This window comes from Haloterrigena salina JCM 13891 (genome assembly GCF_000337495.1).
In the GTDB taxonomy this organism is placed as follows: Archaea; Halobacteriota; Halobacteria; order Halobacteriales; family Natrialbaceae; genus Haloterrigena; species Haloterrigena salina.
Genome location: NZ_AOIS01000065.1, coordinates 15,518 through 35,644 on the forward strand (window position 1 = coordinate 15,518; position 20,127 = coordinate 35,644).

General features: G+C 54.9%; 20 protein-coding genes. 12 read left to right on the forward strand and 8 right to left on the reverse strand.

Annotated elements, in window-relative coordinates; all coding sequences use genetic code 11:
* Nucleotides 1–314 precede the first annotated feature (314 nt).
* Entirely contained in the window at nt 315–1,784 is a 1,470-nt protein-coding gene (locus tag C477_RS23195; protein WP_160168030.1) for a flippase, read from the forward strand.
* 398 nt (nt 1,785–2,182) lie between these two features.
* Here C477_RS23195 and C477_RS23200 read toward each other — a convergent pair whose 3' ends face one another.
* Nucleotides 2,183–3,574, reverse strand: a complete 1,392-nt coding sequence (locus C477_RS23200; RefSeq protein WP_008896493.1) for a sulfatase-like hydrolase/transferase — start codon at nt 3,572–3,574, stop codon at nt 2,183–2,185.
* A 368-nt stretch (nt 3,575–3,942) separates the two neighbouring features.
* On the opposite strand from C477_RS23200, the gene C477_RS20565 reads away from it, so the two are divergent.
* From C477_RS20565 to C477_RS20575, 3 genes are read left to right on the forward strand one after another with little or no spacing between them, the layout of a single operon-like run.
* Nucleotides 3,943–4,941, forward strand: a complete 999-nt coding sequence (locus C477_RS20565; RefSeq protein WP_008896494.1) for a polysaccharide pyruvyl transferase family protein — start codon at nt 3,943–3,945, stop codon at nt 4,939–4,941.
* A 15-nt stretch (nt 4,942–4,956) separates the two neighbouring features.
* Nucleotides 4,957–6,078: a glycosyltransferase family 4 protein gene (locus C477_RS23205; RefSeq protein ID WP_083870332.1), complete on the forward strand. Its 1,122-nt coding sequence runs from the start codon at nt 4,957–4,959 to the stop codon at nt 6,076–6,078.
* The gene (locus C477_RS20575; protein ID WP_083870333.1) at nt 6,071–7,684 is read left to right on the forward strand and encodes an alkaline phosphatase family protein; all 1,614 of its coding nucleotides are present in this window, start codon (nt 6,071–6,073) and stop codon (nt 7,682–7,684) included. Before C477_RS23205 ends, C477_RS20575 begins: the two co-directional genes overlap by 8 nt.
* An 18-nt stretch (nt 7,685–7,702) precedes the next feature.
* Here the strand turns inward: C477_RS20575 and C477_RS24795 are convergent, their stop codons facing one another.
* Nucleotides 7,703–8,836 (reverse strand): glycosyltransferase, encoded by a 1,134-nt coding sequence (locus C477_RS24795; protein ID WP_049914731.1) that lies wholly within the window; start codon nt 8,834–8,836, stop codon nt 7,703–7,705.
* A gap of 4 nt (nt 8,837–8,840) precedes the next feature.
* A complete protein-coding gene (locus C477_RS20585) occupies nt 8,841–10,106 on the reverse strand; it encodes a sulfatase (protein WP_049914732.1) in 1,266 nt (421 codons plus the stop codon).
* Nucleotides 10,107–10,237: 131 nt separating this feature from the next.
* Here C477_RS20585 and C477_RS20590 point away from each other — a divergent pair, with 131 nt between their 5' ends.
* On the forward strand, nt 10,238–11,374 hold the full coding sequence (locus C477_RS20590; protein WP_008896500.1) for a glycosyltransferase family 4 protein: 1,137 nt from the start codon (nt 10,238–10,240) through the stop codon (nt 11,372–11,374).
* 535 nt (nt 11,375–11,909) lie between these two features.
* Here C477_RS20590 and C477_RS20595 read toward each other — a convergent pair.
* Nucleotides 11,910–12,167 carry a winged-helix domain-containing protein gene (locus tag C477_RS20595; RefSeq protein ID WP_008896501.1) on the reverse strand — a complete coding sequence of 86 codons (258 nt, stop codon included), beginning with the start codon at nt 12,165–12,167 and terminating at the stop codon, nt 11,910–11,912.
* 251 nt (nt 12,168–12,418) lie between these two features.
* Between C477_RS20595 and C477_RS20600 the strand changes: the two genes are divergently transcribed.
* From C477_RS20600 to C477_RS25080, 3 genes are all read left to right on the forward strand, one after another.
* Nucleotides 12,419–12,805 carry a hypothetical protein gene (locus C477_RS20600; protein WP_008896502.1) on the forward strand — a complete coding sequence of 129 codons (387 nt, stop codon included), beginning with the start codon at nt 12,419–12,421 and terminating at the stop codon, nt 12,803–12,805.
* On the forward strand, nt 12,798–13,715 hold the full coding sequence (locus C477_RS20605; RefSeq protein WP_008896503.1) for a coiled-coil domain-containing protein: 918 nt from the start codon (nt 12,798–12,800) through the stop codon (nt 13,713–13,715). The genes C477_RS20600 and C477_RS20605 overlap by 8 nt, the downstream gene beginning before the upstream one ends.
* Before the next feature lie 1,350 nt (nt 13,716–15,065).
* On the forward strand, nt 15,066–15,296 hold the full coding sequence (locus tag C477_RS25080) for a DUF7331 family protein (protein ID WP_152423365.1): 231 nt from the start codon (nt 15,066–15,068) through the stop codon (nt 15,294–15,296).
* A gap of 111 nt (nt 15,297–15,407) precedes the next feature.
* Here the strand turns inward: C477_RS25080 and C477_RS20610 are convergent, their stop codons facing one another.
* From C477_RS20610 to C477_RS20620, 4 genes are all read right to left on the reverse strand, one after another.
* The gene (locus tag C477_RS20610) at nt 15,408–15,800 is read right to left on the reverse strand and encodes a hypothetical protein (protein WP_008896504.1); all 393 of its coding nucleotides are present in this window, start codon (nt 15,798–15,800) and stop codon (nt 15,408–15,410) included.
* A 197-nt stretch (nt 15,801–15,997) separates the two neighbouring features.
* Nucleotides 15,998–16,309 carry an MTH1187 family thiamine-binding protein gene (locus tag C477_RS20615; protein WP_008896505.1) on the reverse strand — a complete coding sequence of 104 codons (312 nt, stop codon included), beginning with the start codon at nt 16,307–16,309 and terminating at the stop codon, nt 15,998–16,000.
* A 199-nt stretch (nt 16,310–16,508) separates the two neighbouring features.
* Nucleotides 16,509–16,649, reverse strand: coding sequence for a hypothetical protein (locus C477_RS23905; protein WP_160168031.1), 141 nt, complete (start codon nt 16,647–16,649; stop codon nt 16,509–16,511).
* 252 nt (nt 16,650–16,901) lie between these two features.
* The gene (locus tag C477_RS20620; RefSeq protein WP_049914734.1) at nt 16,902–17,333 is read right to left on the reverse strand and encodes a VOC family protein; all 432 of its coding nucleotides are present in this window, start codon (nt 17,331–17,333) and stop codon (nt 16,902–16,904) included.
* 218 nt (nt 17,334–17,551) lie between these two features.
* Between C477_RS20620 and C477_RS20625 the strand changes: the two genes are divergently transcribed.
* From C477_RS20625 to C477_RS20640, 4 genes are all read left to right on the forward strand, one after another.
* A complete protein-coding gene (locus C477_RS20625; protein WP_049914736.1) occupies nt 17,552–18,220 on the forward strand; it encodes a hypothetical protein in 669 nt (222 codons plus the stop codon).
* Nucleotides 18,204–18,719: a metal-dependent hydrolase gene (locus C477_RS20630; protein ID WP_193366275.1), complete on the forward strand. Its 516-nt coding sequence runs from the start codon at nt 18,204–18,206 to the stop codon at nt 18,717–18,719. Before C477_RS20625 ends, C477_RS20630 begins: the two co-directional genes overlap by 17 nt.
* Before the next feature lie 788 nt (nt 18,720–19,507).
* Nucleotides 19,508–19,723 (forward strand): hypothetical protein, encoded by a 216-nt coding sequence (locus tag C477_RS20635; protein ID WP_008896509.1) that lies wholly within the window; start codon nt 19,508–19,510, stop codon nt 19,721–19,723.
* A 222-nt stretch (nt 19,724–19,945) separates the two neighbouring features.
* Nucleotides 19,946–20,127, forward strand: a 182-nt coding sequence (locus C477_RS20640) for a thiolase family protein (RefSeq protein ID WP_008896510.1), incomplete at its 3' end; no start/stop codon positions are given.

Here is a 20,127-nt window from a genome sequence, read left to right on the forward strand (position 1 = left end):
TGACTCAACTATAACCGATCGTAAACACAGTTGTTCACAGTCATATAACAGTAGGAGTAGAGTGATCGCAAACCCGAGTGGAAGAACCGGCCAAACCCCCGGTCGAAAAATTGTCCAGATTGAAGCTACCAAAAGGGGGAAAAGATGGAAAATTTGTCGTCGGAGTCGTGCTGGCATAAAACAATATCCGTAGTCATAGTTTATAAAAACCACCCTCCGTTATCGATAGGAAATGAAGAAGTGGGAACACATAAGTTGTGATATGCTGAACGAGAACACCTGTGAGAGATTAAAAATCTATGACTAAAAAGAGTGTGGCAGATATCGGCCAAGCAGGAGTAATTGTTTTATTAGGTACTATACTAAGCATGCTTTCGGGATTTCTGTTCCGTTTAATTGGGGCCAGATACCTCCCTACTGATCAGTTTGGATTGGTCGTTCTTGGCATCTCGCTTGTAAATATCGCATCTATACCTTGCATATTAGGGCTAAATCAGGGTGTTGTTCGATTCATAGCTTCTGAAGATGACAGGTTTCAGAATTCATATATAACGGTATCAATCATAACCGTTCTGTCATTCAGTATAGTAGCTGTAGCTATTGGACTTATTTTCAAGGATACGGTAAATGAGACTATATTCGGGAATTCAGCTTCAGATGTATTATTATTTCTGTTCTTGATTACAATCCCGCTTTTTTCTCTTTTAAAATTAATAACTGGTATTCTTAGAGGGGAAATGAATTCAAGCGGATTTGTCCACATTTCGAAAATCATCCGCCCAGGTATGAAACTATTGTTAACTATTGTAGCTGTTTTCATCTTCGGTACTAGTACTTCGGTGGCACTTGCATTTTTTTCCGCAATATTGATTACGGTTTTCTTTGGTCTTTATCTTATCTGGTATGAAGGATGGCGTCCTCAAGTGGATCGTTCTGCAGATTTCCTTTCTCTATATCGTTTCAGTTTCCCATTATTAATATCGTCCTCGATCTTTATTTTGCTCTCGTATGTGGACAAGATGTTAATTGGAGCCTATCAATCTCCAAATTCCGTAGCAATTTATGAAGTTACTGTGACGATTGCTAGTTTATTGGGCCTTTTTCGGTCAGCGTTCGGATTTCTACTCTACCCAAAACTTTCGGAACAAATATCAAGCGGAAATGAATCAATTGTTGGGAATATGTATAAGCAAACGACGAAGTGGATCCTTTTACTCACCACTCCTGCTTTTGTTGTCCTTGTTTTCCGTCCTGATTTTCTCATCTATATATTTGGTAGTGAATATAGTGTGAGTGAAATCTCGCCTGTTCTTTTTTTACTAAGTTCTGGCCTGTTCTTGAATGCGATTGTAGGACCGAATGGAGAAGCTCTATTAGGTTTCGGACGTTCCAGAGCAGTGCTAATTTACAATATATCGGCAGTAGCAATAAATATAGTTCTTAATATTATACTCATTCCAAGATTCGGTCTTTTTGGGGCAGCAGCAGCGTCACTGATTGGTTATACAATCATGAATGTTCTAAAGTCATTTGATCTGTATGCGTATCACCAAGTTTCTGTAATATCATCCAAGTCAATCTTGGCAGCGGCCACTATCTTTATTATCGGGGCAGTTGGAATCCAGATCCTTCCCGAAGGAATACCTCTTCCTCTAGAAGTTGTTGCACTATCTACTATTGGAATTGGTTCGTCTATCATAGGAATTACTATTCTTTGGATTATTGGAGGTGTTTCAGATGAAGATCATGAGCTAGTCAATAGGCTAGTTGCTTATGTGTCCTAGAATAAGATATGGACTTTGACCTGAATTAAGAGAGGTAGTCAGATTACCATAACCGTCGACGAGAAACACTGTCTCGGAGAGATGCAGCGGTTTGATTGGTACCTGGTCGAGCGAACATGTTGATATTGAGCATCAGCTGTATATCTGAGTCTATTACAGTGACCACCACTTGATGGGCGTTTAATACCGAACGAGCGGAGAGTCGCTTTTTCAAAGTAAACAACTAGCCGCATGAGAACAAATAGTGAATACAGATGGACGCCACCTTCCGCTCATGCCCCAAGCTCACCAAATTTCACCACGTAAGACTTGATAAGAGGACTGAGAATATTGTTCCTATCAAACTCTACATTCGCTTGCTTCTCAGATTTACAACTGGATAGTGTCTGTGTGTTGGTTCATGAATTTATATATCCTAATTCCTCAAGTCGATCTTCAACATTGTCGGAAATATCTCCATTAGATGACTCACTGTCTGAATCATTTGTAATTTCAGCCAATCGATCTTCTGCAATCCTTCTTAGTTTGTCCCCTATTTCTGGATGATCATCAACAACATTCTCCTTCTCCTTCTCGTCTTTCTTAAGATTGTATAATCTATCCTTCTCTATTTGATTATTAAGAATATATTTCCATTCATCCGACCTAACACTAATAATCGCTTTGTCTCTGTTTATTGGCCCACCCAGTCCTTGGTCTGCAGAGTGGCAGAGTTCTGAAATAACTTTTGGATTTTCGTCACTTCTCCCTTCATCTAGTATGCTAAGTAACGATTCTCCTCGCCAATTGTCAGCTGGTGCTCTATCAAGAAGATCACAGACTGTCGGAGGTATATTGAGTAAGGATGTTGGCCTACGTATGTTTTTCTCCGCTATATCAGATGAGGTGCTGTATACAATCAGAGGAACATTCACTAGTTCTTCATAGAGCTTAGGCTGGTGTCCAAAATGACCATGCTCAAAGAATTCCTCTCCATGATCTGCACAGATAATAACAGTAACTTCCTCTAAATGTCTCTTTGCACCTTCAACCAGTCTCTTTATTTCCCTATCAAGGAATTTGGCTTCCGATTTATAGTATTTTTCCATACTCGAACGGACCGATTTCGGTATTATACTTGATGTATCTTCAGGGGTTGTGGGTGAATTCACCTTGGGTTTGTTTTTATTGTAGCTGTCTATATGTTTGTTTACTGTAGGGATCCCCTCTGATGGGCTACCAAATTGAAATTCCTCAGGAGGGAAATAAGGGGTATGAGTTTCCATATAGTGCGCCCAGAGAAAGTTATCATTTTTATTGCATTTGTTGAGTTCGGATAGCGCTGTATCAGTCACTTCATTAGCAGGAGTATATGATGGACTGTTGTCGGAATCAAACATTTTCTCACCGATTTTTATTGCTTTTTCCCCGAGCCGCAGAAGCCAATCATTTTCCCTGATGACCTTCCGAATTTCTCCCAAGTATGAGTTATCAACATTGTCATTCCATCTATTGAATCCTCGATTGAAATTATAGATACTTGAGGTAGGAAGGCTACTTGAAATACCAATAGTAGTTGAATCAAGTTGCTCTGCCAGCGTGACATGCTCTGGACGGAATTTTGCGTACCCATAATCCATTGGTAGCGAACTTGCTAGAATTCCTGGAAAAGATGAAGAAGTTCCGGATCCAGTTGAGATAGCATTGTCAAATGTCACTCCTTCCTTTGATATTTTAGATAGGTATGGTGTGTGAGACCCACTCACGAGATCTTTTCTAAAAGCGTCTAATGTGATGAGTAGTACATTCATAGCTAGGTACTATATCCAAATGGTTAAAATTCTATCGGATAAATTTCGTAGTATTATCTATACTATCTTATTATGCCACCATATATAGTTCTGGCATCTAATGTATATTTTGTGTCGGAATGGAGGCTGTGACTATGGAGTGGAGTTTTGAGACCTAATGGAGAACCATCAGAAACATGGTATCTATGTTGGGTTTTCTTGAAACAATTTAGTTAAATGAATCAACAGTAGCTATAGGTTTTACTCTATTGAATTGCGTCAGTAATCTTCATCCTAGTCTGAATAGTAGAATATATATGGTGGTTATAAAAAGACTAGGGTTGCTTGATTTGATAAGATATATCTGTGAGATGCTCTATCAGTGAGGTATGAAAATAGTCTTACTACGGACCTGGCTGACAAATATTGGAAATGGGTTTATCGATAAGGGTGCTCAAACAATACTAAGAAAGGCCTTCCCAGACTCAGAAATTATTGAGGTAAGTGGATACCCTAACTTCACTGCTGGTCGAAAAGATACTGGTATCTTCCCAACAGTGCAAAACAAGTTATCCAATAAACTCTTAGGAAATAGCAGACCAGATCAGTCATATTTAGATCGAACAATAAATGTCAGTGAATACATTGATGCCGATCTAGCTGTGCTGCCAGGATGTATATTGTATGACCATGTCATAGAAAAGTACTCAAATGTTCTACAATCTCTAAAGGATAGAGATGTTCCGATAGTTCTTCTCGGAGTAGGCGGCGGCGATTATCAACCGAAAACACAGAGGTATGTCAAAAGTTTCCTAAGAGAGATCGAACCAATTGGCATGATAACTCGAGACTCTAATGCATATAATGCATACAAAAGCGATGTCGATAACACTTATGATGGAATTGATTGTGCATTCTTTATTAACGATTGGTATGAACCGCCAGAGACCGAACATAACTTCACAGTCCTTACATTCGACAAAATAGATGAGCCTAAAAAACTCTCATACAAAAGCGACATAATACGCACAGATCATTTTCCTTTTGAGCAGCCGCACGGAACCCTATGGAAAAAGGTGAAGAAAATGCGAAAGCAATCGCCTTTCTACAAAGAAGACAACATTTTTGTATCTGACTCTATCAAAGATTATCTTTTCTTCTATTCTAACGCAAATGTAACTCATTCTGACCGAATACATGCGTGCTTACCAACGCTTGCCTATGGAAATAAAGCAAAGTTCTGGTTTGATACACCACGAGGTGCCTTATTTGATAAAGTCCTTGATGAAGATATCCACACAAACCAAGTGAGATTGGATGAAGACAAGGTAGATAGGTTAAAGTCAGAACAGGTTGAAGCAATCCAGAACATTGTGTCGGAGATGTAAACAACTCTGAGTTACATGATGGCCCAAGATCACAATCGAATACTCATCCTTTCTGGTCAGTTAGGAGCTGCCGGAACCCCACAAGTTTTGCTGAATATAACAAAACACCTGAGAAAAGAAACTGATATAGAAATTGCATATCTTGGTGGGAAGAGCGAATTAGTCCCAGAGTTCCAAGATTTGGGCGTCCCTGTCCACCGGTTGGGGGAGACTCCGATCTCAATCGAATCCCTATTGTCATTACGCCGTCTTTTGAAGGATAGAAAATACGATTTACTTCATACTCATATGATGGCTGGTGGGCTAATTGGCCGTATTATTGGAAGAATAGTGGGGATTCCCGTTGTTTCGACTATACATACATCATATCCAAACCGACCCTATAGAGCAAAAATTCCTGATTTAGCGACTAGTCCGCTTGCAGAGATGAATATTTGCGTATCTAATGCAGTGGAACAGTCACTTCCAAGAACATACAAACTCGGATCCCGAACAAAAGTTGTGCATAATTGCATAGATGTTGATCAAATACGGCAGGAGGGGATGAAGGAGTGGGATAGTCTTGATTGGACAACAAATGTTGAAAAAGATGCACCACTAATTGCGAATGTCGCGCGATATGATCCAAAGAAACGTCGTAAAGACTTAATCAAATCACTTCCGCTTATTTTAGAAGAGCACCCCTCTGCCACCATTATATTTACTGGCGATGGACAGGGAAAGGAAGAACTCCAAATGCTTGCTAGAAAGTATGATGTTCATGATAATATAGCTTGTGTTGGATTTGTTGAGAATCCTCAATCGGTCTATCATCACGCAGATCTTGTCGCACTTCCATCCATCTCCGAGGGATTTAGTATTAGTATGTTGGAAGCAATGGCACATGGAAAACCAATCGTTGCTACCAGTATCCCACCATTCCAAGAAGCACTTGGTGAAGATCATCCATTTGTGGAACCATGTTCGCCCCAAGAACTGGGAGAGAAAATACGTCAAGTTCTATCAGACGAAAGCTTTGCAGAAGAGTTGGGAGAAAAGGCATTTGCCCGTGTCCAAAAGAATTTTTCTGGCGAATCTGCAGCAATCAAGTATAGACGGATATACCAATCTGTTCTAGACACTGCTAACAATGAATAAAAACAAACAGAACCAAGTAATCCTGATTGGTCTTGATGGGTTAGATTGGTCTGAAATCAATGATTGGGTCAATAGTAGAGATCTAAGAACAATTAATGATATTGCCAATGAGAAAAAATCTATAAATCTGCAGAGCACTAACCCTCCATGGACTCCTTGTGCCTGGCCATCACTTCTCAGTGGGCGCAATCCAGGCAAACATGGCGTCTTTGATTTCTTCACTCAAGACGGATACAAGAAGCAGCTTATTGAGCGTCCGAATGTTAATGCACCCTATCTGTTTGAAGTAGCTGACGCAGAAGAGTACACATCGATCGCCATCAATTATCCAGTTACACATCCCGCATCCGCGCTTGAGAACGGTGCAATTGTCCCCGGCTATCTCGCACGCGAAGATATTCCGTTCTATCCAAAGGATCTCAGAGACGAATATGAGTCCGAGTACGGTAAGTACGTTATCTATCCCGAATACGGAACTGAAGATGACGCCGTCAGCGAATATGTCGATACCGCTCGACACCGACGGGATATGGCGCAATTCCTCGACAAACGTTACGACTGGGACTTAATGGCGGTCCAGTTCCAAGTTACTGATTCGATCTTCCACGATCTAAACGACCGCGAAAAGATCCGCCAGATCCTCGAGAAAGTCGATGAATACGTTGGAGATATAATCGAACTCGGCGGAGATGATCCGACTGTCTTCATTGCGTCGGATCACGGTATGGGTGACTACGAGTGGACGTTTTACGTGAACTCGTGGCTCGCTGAGCACGGATACTGCGAAACGACAACAGGTAACGCTCAGTACTTCCGACAACAGAAGAAGACACTGAAGAGGACAGATGACGAAACCGAGGAATCCAGTCCCCTCGAAAGTGCTATCGGAACAGCAGCGAGTACCCTCTCGAAGGTTGGACTCTCACCTCACCACGTCCATCGGGGCCTTTCCGCAGTCGGGCTTGCGAAGACCGTTGAGCGAATTCTTCCTGAAGACGCGCTCGTCGCCGCACAGAACCAGGTCGTCGATCACGCCAATTCGGAGGCCTTCCAGTTGTATTTCAACAGTCTCGGAGTACACCTGAATGTCGAAGGCCGAGATCCGAGCGGCCAGATCCCGGAATCAGAGTACGAAGAAACACGCGACGAACTCATCGCGGAACTCGAGCAGGTTCGCGATCCCGATGGGAATCTCGTCTTCGATGCCGTTCGTCCTCGAGAGGAGGTCTACGAGGGCGAGCACGTAGAGGATGCGCCGGATATCGTCCTCGTCCCGCGAGACTATCAGTACGATGTCAGCGGCTCAATTCTAGATACGTTCCGACGATATCCGCACAAGAACCACAAGCCGGACGGGATCCTACTCTCGAACCGAGAACTGACGTGTGACGACCGCGCCGAAATCTACGACATCGCACCAACCGTCGCGGCAGCGCTCGGGATCCCTGTCGATACGAACACTGATGGGGAAGTCCTCCTCGACGGAATCGACGATATCGAACGTGCGGATTGGGACGAATTGGCAGAAGGATATGGAACCACAGGATCCGACACAGACATGTCGGGTGTCGAGGACCGACTCGCGGATCTCGGGTATATGGAGTGAGACCGTCGAAGACGTCGTTCAGTTTGTGGAAGTGATCCGTTCGTAAATCCGATTCGTCTGTTCGGCGACGCCCTCCCACGAGTACTCGTCCTCGACTAGTTCGTATGCATTTGCGGCCCACTCTTCTCTCTCGTCTCCGTTCGATAGTGCGTACTGAATCGCGTCTGCAAGTTCACTCGGTGATTTCGGCGGGACGAGATATCCGGTCTCTTCGTGATCGACGAATTCAGCAATTCCTTCGACATCGCTCGTGATAACCGGGACCTCTCCTGCCCACGCCTCGAGCAGCGTCAACGGATGCCCTTCCCAAACCGATGGGAGTACGAATAGGCGAGCTCTCCGGTAGTATCGTGGGATGGCTTCGTCGGAGACGCGACCCTCGAAGCGAACGCGATCGTCGATACCCAGGCGGTTCGCCTGCGCTTTCAACTCGTCGCTCTTCGGTCCGGTGCCGACGATGACGAGATCGGTCTCGGGAACGTCGTCGGCGATACGATTGAACGCATCGATAAGATCGCTCACTCGCTTCTTCGGCGCGAGTCGGCCGAGGAACAGAATCTCGTCACGTCGATCGACGTCGACATCGAACCGCTCGAGATTGACGCCGTTCGGAACGCACGAGAGATTTGTGTGATGCTCACCGAGGAGATCGAGATGCTCCGTATTGACCGAGATCACGTGATCGTAGTCGAAGTTAAGCACGAACAGTCGCTCGAGGCGACGTTTGACGTGAGCGAGCATCGATTCGTCACGGCCGACACCGGAGGTAAGCGCCGTTCCGTGCACGGTAAAGACCGTCGACGCGTCCGTAAGCGCGCCACCGGTTCGCGTCGGAACTGCCGGTAAGAACGTATGTCCGTGGACGACATCGAAATCCTCCGTCAGCAGATGCGGTACTGGTGTTCCGAGTGACGAAACGCGACCGAGCGGATTCCAGTATTCTGTCGACGGCTTCAGTCGGTGGACTCGTACGGCCCCGTCGACGAATGTGTCCGTACTAGTATGGGCCTGTCCATCTTTCTCGAGAGCCCGCGTGTAGATGTCGATCGTGTGATCGAACTGTTTCGCGAGCGCAATCGAGAGCTCCTTGACGTGGACTGGTCCGCCGCCGGTACGCGGCCACCAGTCGTCCTGAATCATCGCAATTCTCATTGTATTATTCTTTGTACCCCAGCGCTTCCAGTCGTCGATCGATCTCCTCGTCGACGTCCCCGGAATCGGCTACGTCCTCGCCATTTTCTTTCCCGATACGGATCTCGACGTGCCCCTCGAGTTCGCTGCGAAGCGACCGAGACGTACAATCAGAAAACGAGATTGCCTCCGTCTCCTGATCGCGTTCGCAGAAACAGGCACCGTCTGCGGTCCGAAGTGCGTATCGTCGGACGTGACTCGCATCGTCTTCACCCCGTGCCTGCATGAATACGGTTCGATCTTCCTCGAGTGATTCGAGGAGGGACGCTCCTTCGTGATCACTGCCAGCGGAAACCGACTCTTCGATCGTTGCAGCGATATCCAGTGTACTAGCTGGTATCGATACCTCGTCGTCAGCACCTCCAGGAGGTCGAACCATCAGTGGGACGTGCGTAATCTCGTCGTGAAGATATCGTGGATGCTCGTAGTATCCATGCTCACCGAATGCGTCGCCGTGATCGGCAGTGAAAATGAGCAACGATCGCTCGAGTAGATCTCGCCTTCGTAACTCCTCGAGGAACTCACCGATTCGCTTGTCGTTGTATCGAATCTCGGCGTCATAGAGCGCGATCAACAACTCTTGCTCTTCCTCGGTGATCGAGTCAGGATCCTTGATCGCCCGGCGGTACAGCGACTGTGCGTCTCGGCCAGATAATCCCTCGTCGTGGTATAACTGCTCGTACTCACCCGGTGGCTCGTATGGGCCGTGTGTATCCATGTAGTGATTCCAGAGGAAGAACGGTTCATCGTCCTCGACGGAATCGATCCACGAAAGGGATCGCTCGTTGATCTCCTCGGCTCGAGCGTAGTGACGATTCCGCAGTTTGTCGAGTGCCCGCTGGGCCAACGCGATGAGCTTGTGCTTCCCGAAATGCAGATCGTCGTCGAACTCGTCGAATCCATGATCGAAGCCGTACGCGCGGGAGATGAACGGATTCGAGTGGAAGCCACCGGTAGCAAATCCGTGTTCGGAGAGCGTCGAGGCGATCGTATCGGTCGCAAGCCGATAGTCAGAGCCGACCGCAGTGTCCGGATATTCGCCGGTCAACAGTGCGGGGACTGCTTCCCTCGTATGCGAACTCGCACTGTAGGCGTTGGTGAAGTGAATACTCTCCTCGGCTAATTCGTCGAGAACGGGGGACGTGTCTCGATGATAGCCGTGACACGAGAGATGATCTGCTCTCAGTGCATCCGCCGAGAGCAGAATAATATTGTCCCAGTCGTCAGGCATTATTGACGAAGATGGCAAGGAAGTCTTTATAGCTTTATTCTCGAGTGACATACTAGGCGCACCATCAATCAAATAAAACGTATAACTCGATCTCGAAGGTTCATTAGTGCCTGCGTCCGAACACGAGAATAATGGATATTGCGTTCGTCTCGAACGTCGTTTTCCCGTTCGTCAAAGGGGGTGCCGAAAAGCGAATTCACGAAATCGGTACTCGACTCGCAGCTAACGGTCACGACGTCACGGTATACGGTCGTCACTACTGGGACGGGCCGCAGGTAATGGAGTACGACGGACTCACGCTTTACGGAGTAGCCCCCGCTAAAGAACTCTACGACGACGAACGACGGTCGATCACGGAAGCGATCGACTTCTCCGCGCGTCTACTCCCCCACCTTCGACGAACTGCCGACGATCACGATGTCATCGTCGCCTCTCTGTTCCCCTATTTCCCAGTGCTCGCCGCTAAACTCACAGCACTGGGTACTGACACACCACTGGTCACGACCTGGCACGAGGTCTGGCTCGACTACTGGGACGAGTACCTCGGTCGACTCGCGCCGTTCGGGAAAGCAGTCGAAGGACTCACCGCGAAAACGCCACACTATCCGATCGCTATCTCGAGCGTCACCGCCGACCGCCTTACGGAGATCAGCCCGTCTCGAGACGAAATCGAAATCGTCCCCAACGGGATCGATGTCGACCAGATCGAAGCAACTCAGCCTGCCGAAGACGGGTTCGACGTCCTCTATGCAGGGCGACTTATCGAGCACAAGAACGTCGATTACCTCCTCGAGGCGTTCGACCGGATCGCCGAAACCGACCCGAATATTACACTAGGTATCATCGGCGATGGCCCAGAACGCGACGCTCTCGAACGCCAGGCCCAAAACCTAACCCATGCCGACCGAGTGACGATGCTCGGCTTCCTCGAGGAGTACGACGACGTTCTCGCACACATGCGCGCAGCGGACGTCTTCGCCTCGCCGTCTACTCGTGAAGGCTTCGGGATCACGTTCGCGGAGGCGATGGCCGCGGATTGTACCGTCATCGCAGCGGAACATCCCGAGTCCGCCGCCTCCGAAGTGATCGACGACGCGGGATTCCTCGCCTCACCGACGGTCGACGACGTAACCGATGTCCTCGAGCGCGCACTCTCGGGCGAACGACCAAATACGGAGCCGACGGCTCGAGCCCAGCGATACGACTGGGACGCCGTCGCTGAACAGGCAGAGCAGTGCTACCAACGGGCGATTGACGGTAACTGGTAGGAGCCGAGTCTCTCATCACAGATCAACTATCTCGCTCGTTCGAAGACGCCAAATCGTCGTTTTCGTCTATCGCATATTTTTCGCGTTCCCCACCGAGTGGCGTGTATCGTTCTTTCGCGTGCTCGCGACCGTACGGATGCTCCAAGAGCCCCCAGTAGAGGAGCGCCCGGTGAAGTCGTAAGCCCAGCCGCTTCCGGAGACTCATACGGCTACCTCGATGACCTACCTAATACGGATGGTGCCAGATATTATATCCGATAGCTATACCCGACGAACGAAAGTCCAAAGTCGCTCACACTAGCGTCAAACGGATGGCCTAGTTTCGATGCTAGTACTAGTACTCTGTAGTCACTATCGATAGCTTGCCGATCAGACCACCGCGGGTGGGACTGAAAGGGGCGACACGCTCGAGGTGCGAGACGAAGTAAGCACTGGAGCGAACAACGTGAGCGAAGCGCGCAGCGAGTCGCAGCCCGCGAGCGTGTCGGGGCTTTCTGGGTATTCTCAAAGGTCCAGTAGCAAGCCAGAGTAGCTGTCAGTCGTCCTGCTCGAGATCCCCCAACTCGAGTTCCCCCTCGAGATACGCCTTTCCCATCGAACTCACCTGATAGTATCCTGCTTCATCGACTTTCTCGATTAATCCGTGCTCTTCCAATTCCCGCAACCGCTGGCGAACGGTCGAGTATCCGATCTCGTGGCCGTGCCGGTTCAGATTCCGATAGAGCGGCTTCGCCGGGAGTTCGAGGTCGTTCTCCGCGAGGAACTCGAGAATGAGACCGTCTTTCAGCGACATCCACTCTGGCCGGGGGCGCATTCGGCGCTGTAGTCCCACTGTCGCACATTAACTTGACTAGGTTCTCTGATTTTGGAGCACATCCAGTTCCCAATAATAGCGTAAATACGCTAGTCTATAAGTACGGGGAATTGTTAGTGAGCTATACGGAAGCTCCAATTCGGACTCGTCGCTCACGAGTCCAGAAGTAGCGGACCGGTGTTTGCGGCACCGAGTCCGCGAGAAGCTCCCGTAAACCAGGTACGGAAGCCATGTGCAACGACGATTCGCGGGGCAATGAAAGCTCCGACCGACGAGATGCATCGCCGGACGCGAACCAGCGACCCGACTACCGACCGTTTCTTGAGGTCCTCCACACCCACATTACGAACCTCCGAGATACAGTCAACGACGACCCGACATTAGACCCGCCCACCCGCCGAGCGGCCAGACGCCACTGCCGCGAGCTCCGGGCGGAACTCGAGTGGGTCCGCCGAGAACTCCCTGATCCACCCGAGAACGCCCTCCCCCCGATCACCCGCTCATCCGACGCTGTTACGGTCGTCAAGGATCCCAGCGAAGCGACACTCGAGGCGGCCCGCCGACGATCCGAACTGAACGACCCCTACACCGAGTCCGGAGGTGAGGACGGTGACTGACCGACCCCTCGAGGACGCGTCGCTCGAGACTCTCGTCGCGGAACTCCGGGCGCTCCGGGAGCGAAACGAGCGACTCGAAGAGCGCGTCGCCGACCTCGAGCGAGAAATCGACGATCTCGAGGCCGACGTGGACGACCACAACGACGAACTCGCTGCGCACGAGACGCGACTCGAGACCCAACAAACGGAGACGAACCGCCTCGAGGCGATCACCGAAGCCACCCGCAAACGCACGGGCGCGAACAAGGCCCGCATCGAGGAGCTCCAGGCCCGCGAACTCGAGAAGGGCGCCCACCTCCAGACGAACAACGTCGACGAACACGAGATCGACGTCCCCAACGGGCGACTCGAGCGCATCACCAAGACCGACAACGAACCGTACTACCGCCTGCCCGATCACGAGGATCCCCTGAACCGAGACGACGTGGCCCTCGCCCACGGGGACCTCCTCCCGATCCAGCAACTCGCCCGGATGGACGCGGACATGCGCCGCGCGACGGCCGACGCCCTCCCGACCCGACTGGCCGCCAAACTCTGGCAGGCCAGAGCCGACCCCACGGTCGGAGACGATCCCTGGACGACCGGCTGCAAGTCCGTCCGGGAGTACGTCGCCGCCTCCGACCTGAAACACTGGATCCGCAGACAGGAAGAGGGTATCAGCGAGACCTACGCGAAGAAACTCGTCTCCCGGACGATCGACGCGGCGCTCGAACTCTCGAAGAACCGCCTCGCGGTCCGCAAACGCACCCAGCGCAAGAACGGCCTCGAGTACACCGAACGCAGACTGATCCTCCCGGCCGACGCCGAGATCCCCGGCGAAACGGCGTCCTCGAGGAACGCCGAGCGGAGTTCCTCGAGTGGCACCGCAACGCGAAACCCGAGCGACCCGACCGCCCCCGGAGACAGCTGACGTCCTCGGACGACCGTGGACGGCCCCCGAACGCTCGCCTCGAGAGAGCACACGTCTCTCACGGACGACACCGATCCACCCGCCGCGAGCGGTTGTTCGCTGGGTTCGGTAGTCGTGGGTCCACCGCCTCGAGCAGTCCTCGGCAGTCTCGCGAGCGACGGTCGCGCGTCGTCGACCGTGGACGACTGCTGTCCACGGACGACCGCCACCGACGCCGGTGGTCGGGACTGCGTGAGAGCTGCCCGTCCGTGGCCGTCGGTGTGCTGGCCGCCGACGTCGATCCCCTGCTGGTCCATCGCATCGGGCGTGCTCTCGCGTTCATCACTCCCCCGAACAACCGAAGGACACACTCACAGGCTCATCGATGAAGGACGGATCGAAAGGAGACCTGAGGCTCCCTCGATCGCTGCCCTCCGAACGGGAGTCGGTCCGTACTACAATTCCACCCTGAATTCAGCACCGCTGCTGAAACCGCTCCTCGAGTACGGGTTCACCGGACGACACTCGCACGCGCTTCCCGGGCGCAATACTTATGATGCGCGGTACCGTACCACATGCTGTGGGCGAAGCCACGAGGAGTCACCGAACGACTCGATTCGAATGTCCGTACGGGACAGGAAGGATCGAGTGAGGGGTACAACCAAAGATCCCGTAACAGGGAAACGAGGTCGACACCCTCGAGGAGACGAACGCGGCCCGTAACTCGGCCACCATGGTGGTCGAGTGAGAAGGCTCAGTAACGGATCTCGCGTAAGCGAGGTTCGTGAACTGCAGATACCCAGGCCGAAGGGCCGTAGAAACGCGCTCCCGTTCGGATCCAAATCGTGGCTATCGGCCGTGTGTTATTTTATCGCCGAAAATCCCATTCTGCTGACCGATAGCGAAGGCATTGGGGCAGAACGGAGCTCATTCGCGTCTTCCAGTGCGTGGGTCCGCTCCACTCGCCTGGCAGCGACCTGCGTCGCTCCCAGGGCGCGAACGGACTCGCAGATACGCAGTTGACTGGGTGCCGGTGGTACCAGGAAAGACAGGGGCCTGTTCGTCCACAATCACTCCGTCGATCGCAGCGTGACTCTCTGACAGACAGCTGATCCCGTATCGGACCCTCGAGCAACTGGGACGACGACTCCCGGAACGACGTTCGCGGCGGCGTGGACTGGCCGGGTACTGAACGTAATTCAGGGAGGACGGCCGTCTCTTTTAGCGGGTGTCTCGTGTCGGTCACGTCTCCCGCGGTGGCTCCGGCAGCGTAGCCGCTAGTATGCCCTAATACAACTATATCCGGATAATGGGAAGACTTAACAGCACACGATAGACAGAGACTCTCACGGTAACACACCGCAAAGACAGATGGGACCGGATGAGACGTCTTCGAAGCAGACGGAAACGGAACAGGCTACTGACGAACGTTCGAGAACGCAGCGGGCACGGAAGCAACCGCAACGCGAACCGGTACCGGCAGTCCCCGACCGGTATGCGGCGCTCAGTCTCGCCGAGGACAAGACGTTCGTCTACGATCGGCGAAATCCGGATGCATGGGTGCAATCGGACGTGGCCCGCTCGCTCGAGCACGCAGCATAACGCACGTGGCACACCGCCTGCTCCCAGTGGTGGTGTGGGCAGCGAGCGTGTAGTGAACTAGAATCATTCGAATATCAGGAACGCGACCAGTCCGTCGGCGCCGCGAGCCACCTACTGCTCGGCCCGGTCCGGGACCGCGGCGATTTCGGGATCGTCCATCGCCCGGATGTGCTCGAGGGCCGGCCGGAGGTCGTCACCGATCGGCGTCAGGGTGATCGCCCCCGCCTCGCGGTCGTAGTCGATAATGTGGAGATCGACCAACCGCGGGAACTGGATGTGGTGGAACCCGACCACGGCGTCGGCGTCGAAAGCGGCCTCGAGGTCCTCGACGAACACCGTCCCCCCGCGGGCCGTCAGGAAATACAACAGCTGCCGCGTCCGGTCAGTCGCGAGGAGCTGGAACAGATCACCGAGTGCGATCGGGTGGTCGGTCGCCTCCCACCCTGCGGGCAGCGCTGCTGGGGAGCCATCGGCGGGATCAGGCCGTGGGTCGTCGCGGTCCATAGAAGCCCTCACTCGTCGGACACAGGTAACTGTTGCCTCAATTATAGCCAGCCGGCACCCAGCACGGCTCACACGTGGCCAGACCGGACGGTGCCCGAAGACATCCCATGGGGGGCGTCCCGCCGGTGGCCACGCGACCGGCGGCCGTGATCCAGCGTGCTGGGCGTGGGCTGGGGCCGGTCGCGGCCCAGCAGTCGTTAGCGGTCGCGTTCCGGCTCGCGACCGAGCACGCTCGCGACGGACTCGACGCGATCCGCGGCGTCCTGCTCGCGGCTCTGGTAGTCGTCGATCTCGAGCGAGGTGATGATGCGGTCGCTGTCGACGGCGTTGTGCGCCGCGTGGACGGCCTCGAAGACCTCGTCGACCGACTCGGCCTCGATCACCGTATCGGTCGCGGTCAGTTCATACGCGATGTCGAACTCGTCGAGCGCGTCGATGGCTCGGGCGATCTCGTCGGAGAGACTCCCGTCGCGGACGGGGATGACTTCGAATCTGGCGATGACTGTCATGGTGAACACCTCGAATGCCGGCCGCGGGGTGGGCCCCCGCTGGCACCCATGGAGTACGTGCACGAGGCGCATAGTTCTTCGCGCGCTGGTGGCCCCGCCGCGGACGGCAGTACTGCGCGTCGCCAGCTCGCCTACGTGACTGACGCAGGCGGCCTCGATCCATCAGCTGTGAGATCGGCGGTGGCACGCATTTCAGGTGCTAAACCGGCGCCGGATGCTCGAGCCAGCCGGCACGGAGCGCCCGACGTGGCGGCCCGCCGCAATCGCAGCCGACGAGCGGTGCCGATCCCGCGTAAGCGAGGGCGCCGAGCGTCGAGACCGGCAACTCGAGCAGTGCCATCACGCGGCGACACGCACGGCAGTCGGCAGGGAGTGGCGCCGAACGCAGCCGGTGGAGGGCAGGAGCGACCGGTGACCGCCCGCAACGGCCTGTGGAGGGCACCGCGGCCGGCGTGACGTGCCCCAGTCCGGAGCGCGGCTCTCGAGGTCGGGCCGAGACTGGCGACCGACACCGCCGCATTCCCGTGACTGCCACACCCCGTCCCGCCGCCGCTCCGGTGGCTCACCCCAGGATTAGTCGGCCGCGCCCGAGTCACTCCTCGGTTTCGACGACTTCGATGACGTTCCCGTCGGGATCGCGGAAGAACAGGATCTCGAGACCGACCTCGATCCGTTGGGGTTGGCTGATGGGGTCGACGTCCGCGGGCAGCGCCTCGTAGAACGCCTGGAGATCCGGCACTGCGAACCCGATGTGGGCGGCCCCGCGCTGGTTGATCGCCGTCGGGTGGGCGTCGTCGCCGGCCGGCTCGTATTCGATGAGTTCGATGCGCGTTCCGTCGGTCCCGGCCGTCAAGTGGGCGAAGTGACCGGTCGCGTCGTCGACGTCGATCGCCGTCGCGATCCCCTCGCCGGCGAGCGTGAACTCGTCCACGACCTCGAGGCCGAGCGTCTCGCGATAGAACTCGAGGGCCTGGTCCAGGTCCGTGACGACGATGCCAATATGATGTGTGTCACTCACATTCATTATCTGGAGCTACGGTCTCCGCGTATAATATAGTCAGTTACGAGAGAAGCTAACGCGACCCAACCGTTCCGCCCGCCGACTCGCCTGCGGTGTCGGTGGGTGACGAAATTGCACTGGCCGCGTCGACCTCGCTCCGCACCGGTCCCGTGCGTTCACTCGAGTGGCCGACGAGAACAGAAGACATTTGTCGTGACTACCTAATTTACGCGAGGAGTAGTATGTCGGAGCCGTACGGGCAGTCTGGTCGCATACTCGCCGGTGTCGTGCTCGTCGGCCTCTTAATCGGCTGTTTGATCTGGGCGGGCGCGACAGTCGGCGACCTGACGGAGACCCAGTATCCGGACGAGACCGACGTGACGCCGGAGCCAGCTGCATACGTTGGCGACGAAGTCACTCTTGGTGGCTACGTTGTCGACACCGACCCCGTCGTGATCGCGACGCGGGCCAGCGGCTACGGACGGTTCACGCTCGTGGACGCCAACGCTCAGCTCAGAACCGATGACGCGCCGCTCGAGCGGGGCGACCGGGTGACTGCGTTCGGCACCCTCGAGGACGACTCGACCCTGGTCGTCGAGCGCACGATAACGCGCGAGTCGACCGAGACGCGCTACATGATCCTCGCCTCGGCGCTGGGCGGGCTCTGGGTCGTCGGGCGGTTCGTCCGCCACTGGCGCATCGATCGGACCGCACTCGCGTTCGTACCCCGCGAGCGATCGCGTAATGGCCGGTCCGACCAGGGGAACGGCCCACGTGAGACGGGAACGCAGCCCGCCGCTCGAGCGAACGACAGTCGAGCCGACCAGCCGCAGACCGACGGCCCACGGACCGACGCCTACAGCGACCAGGGCGATCGCACCGCCGCGACCGGAGGTGAGCCGTGTGCCTGACGTCTTGACCCACGTGCTCGTCGGCTACATCCTCGGGACGCTGCTCTCGTTTCACTACCCGCGGCTGCGCTCGGCCCACGTCACGCTCGTCATGGCCGGCGCGCTCGTGCCGGATCTCATGAAGATCCAGCTACTGGTGCCGGACGGGCTCGTCGCTCACGTCCTCGGCGTCCCGTTCGCCTGGAGTCCGATACACACTCTCGTCGGCTCCGCGCTCGTGGTCGGGCTCGGCGCGCTCTTCGTTACGCCGGCCCAGCGCCCTCTCGCGGTCGCCCTGCTCGCGGTCGGCGCCGGCTCCCACCACGCGCTCGATCTCCTGCTGGTGACGGCGTCGGGCGACACCTACGCCGTCTTCTGGCCGCTGCTCGAGTATCGCCCGCCGACGGGTGATCTCTACCTGAGCAGCGACCGCTGGCCGGCGGTCGTCGCCGGGTTGGGTGCGCTCTGCGTCCGGATCGTCGCCCATCGGCGGGACACGGACCGGACACCGCTCGAGTGATACCTGGCATCGTGCGAGTGATGTCCGTCTCATCGCGACCGACCGTGACAGGTGCGGACGGCCGAAAGTCACCGCGAGCACCGAATAGTATCATAGGGCCAGCTGCTAAAGTATCGGTATGCTCGACGAGAGAAGGGTGCCGAGTCCTCGCTCTCGCAGGCAGGCCCAAGTCGAACCGGAGCCGCGATGGGCCAAGTGTAGAACCTGTAACGGCACCCTCCGCCGGGGAGCCATCAGATGTCCCCACTGTGGCACGCGGACCCGCCACTGGTGGCTGACCGGACCGGGCGCGTGGCTGATCGTCACGGGGGCGCTCGTCGGCGGGCTGCTCATTGCGGTCGGCTGGCGGCGCGTGGCCCAGCGGCTCCGCGCCCGTGGGGCGTGAACAGCCCGCCGCGGCGCGGCTTCTGTCGCGGTACAGCGGTAGCGAGGCGAAAGCCGTGGGAGGAGGCCGATCGTCTGATCCGGCGAAAACGCCTGCTCCTAGTTGTCGGATGAGTCCAACTCGAGCGCCGCCGAACCATCGACCAGTCCGTTGCCCGCTCGCGTTCGGTGGCCCGGCGAGCGCGGCCCCCGTCACCCGATGTTCACCGCGACTCGATCAGCGGCGTTGGTGGCACAAGAACATCGTGTCGGTCACTCCGAGACGGCACGCGACGGGGATTCGGCCGCGAGATATTCCTTGGCAATATCACTTTATTATTTCCCTTTCAGCCATTGATTTTCACGAATCCGTGTGTGGCAGTCTCAGTCTACGTTTATAGCGGCCCTCGTGGCACGTGGTTGTGATGTCCACGAGTGAACGCCGACTAACAGTTCCGAACGAGCTTGCATCGCCGCAGGCCAAACTCGTCTATCTGGCCGTCCGCGTAACGGACGAGCCGACGGTCACCCAACTGCAGCAGCTGTTAGGGCTCTCCAAACTCACGCTCTTGCCGCTTCTCGCATCGCTCGACGACCGGGATTTCGTTCGGCGGACGGAGGACGGCTATGTCGGCCGGTGAGTCCGCTCCGTCCTCGACCGTCGCGCTCGACGCGGCGGACCGCGACGCGCCCGCTGCGGGGCCGGACCCGTCGCCGGTACCGGGGGGGACAGCGATGACCGTCTCCCGAGTCGCGAAACCGGTGACCCCCTCGCGAGGCCGCGCGGCGAGCGACTCCCGATTCGCCGCTCGGATACCGTGCCGCCGAACCCGCCGGCCGTCGACGTCGGGAGGTGACCGGTGATGCCGTCCCGACGGCAGTCCGCCGACGAAGCGGCGGATCGCGTGGCGGTGATCGGCGCGTCGATGACGAAGTTCGGGCAACGCGAGGAGGAGTGGATCCTCGAGTTGCTCGCGGAGGCCGGGCTGGAGTGCCTCGCGGACGCGGGTGCGGAGGCCGGCGACGTCGACCACCTGTACGTCTC

Bases quoted from the DNA above. Each gene is read 5' to 3' on its own strand.
- C477_RS20625 (WP_049914736.1), top strand. From the start codon at position 17,552: ATGTCGGAGCCGTACGGGCAGTCTGGTCGCATACTCGCCGGTGTCGTG.
- C477_RS23200 (WP_008896493.1), bottom strand. From the start codon at position 3,574: ATGAATGTACTACTCATCACATTAGACGCTTTTAGAAAAGATCTCGTG.
- C477_RS20610 (WP_008896504.1), bottom strand. From the start codon at position 15,800: ATGGACCGCGACGACCCACGGCCTGATCCCGCCGATGGCTCCCCAGCA.
- C477_RS23205 (WP_083870332.1), top strand. From the start codon at position 4,957: ATGATGGCCCAAGATCACAATCGAATACTCATCCTTTCTGGTCAGTTA.
- C477_RS20620 (WP_049914734.1), bottom strand. From the start codon at position 17,333: ATGAATGTGAGTGACACACATCATATTGGCATCGTCGTCACGGACCTG.
- C477_RS20600 (WP_008896502.1), top strand. From the start codon at position 12,419: ATGTGCAACGACGATTCGCGGGGCAATGAAAGCTCCGACCGACGAGAT.
- C477_RS20575 (WP_083870333.1), top strand. From the start codon at position 6,071: ATGAATAAAAACAAACAGAACCAAGTAATCCTGATTGGTCTTGATGGG.
- C477_RS24795 (WP_049914731.1), bottom strand. From the start codon at position 8,836: ATGAGAATTGCGATGATTCAGGACGACTGGTGGCCGCGTACCGGCGGC.
- C477_RS20585 (WP_049914732.1), bottom strand. From the start codon at position 10,106: ATGCCTGACGACTGGGACAATATTATTCTGCTCTCGGCGGATGCACTG.
- C477_RS20615 (WP_008896505.1), bottom strand. From the start codon at position 16,309: ATGACAGTCATCGCCAGATTCGAAGTCATCCCCGTCCGCGACGGGAGT.
- C477_RS20590 (WP_008896500.1), top strand. From the start codon at position 10,238: ATGGATATTGCGTTCGTCTCGAACGTCGTTTTCCCGTTCGTCAAAGGG.
- C477_RS20595 (WP_008896501.1), bottom strand. From the start codon at position 12,167: ATGTCGCTGAAAGACGGTCTCATTCTCGAGTTCCTCGCGGAGAACGAC.
- C477_RS20635 (WP_008896509.1), top strand. From the start codon at position 19,508: ATGTCCACGAGTGAACGCCGACTAACAGTTCCGAACGAGCTTGCATCG.
- C477_RS20565 (WP_008896494.1), top strand. From the start codon at position 3,943: ATGAAAATAGTCTTACTACGGACCTGGCTGACAAATATTGGAAATGGG.
- C477_RS23905 (WP_160168031.1), bottom strand. From the start codon at position 16,649: ATGGCACTGCTCGAGTTGCCGGTCTCGACGCTCGGCGCCCTCGCTTAC.
- C477_RS25080 (WP_152423365.1), top strand. From the start codon at position 15,066: ATGGGACCGGATGAGACGTCTTCGAAGCAGACGGAAACGGAACAGGCT.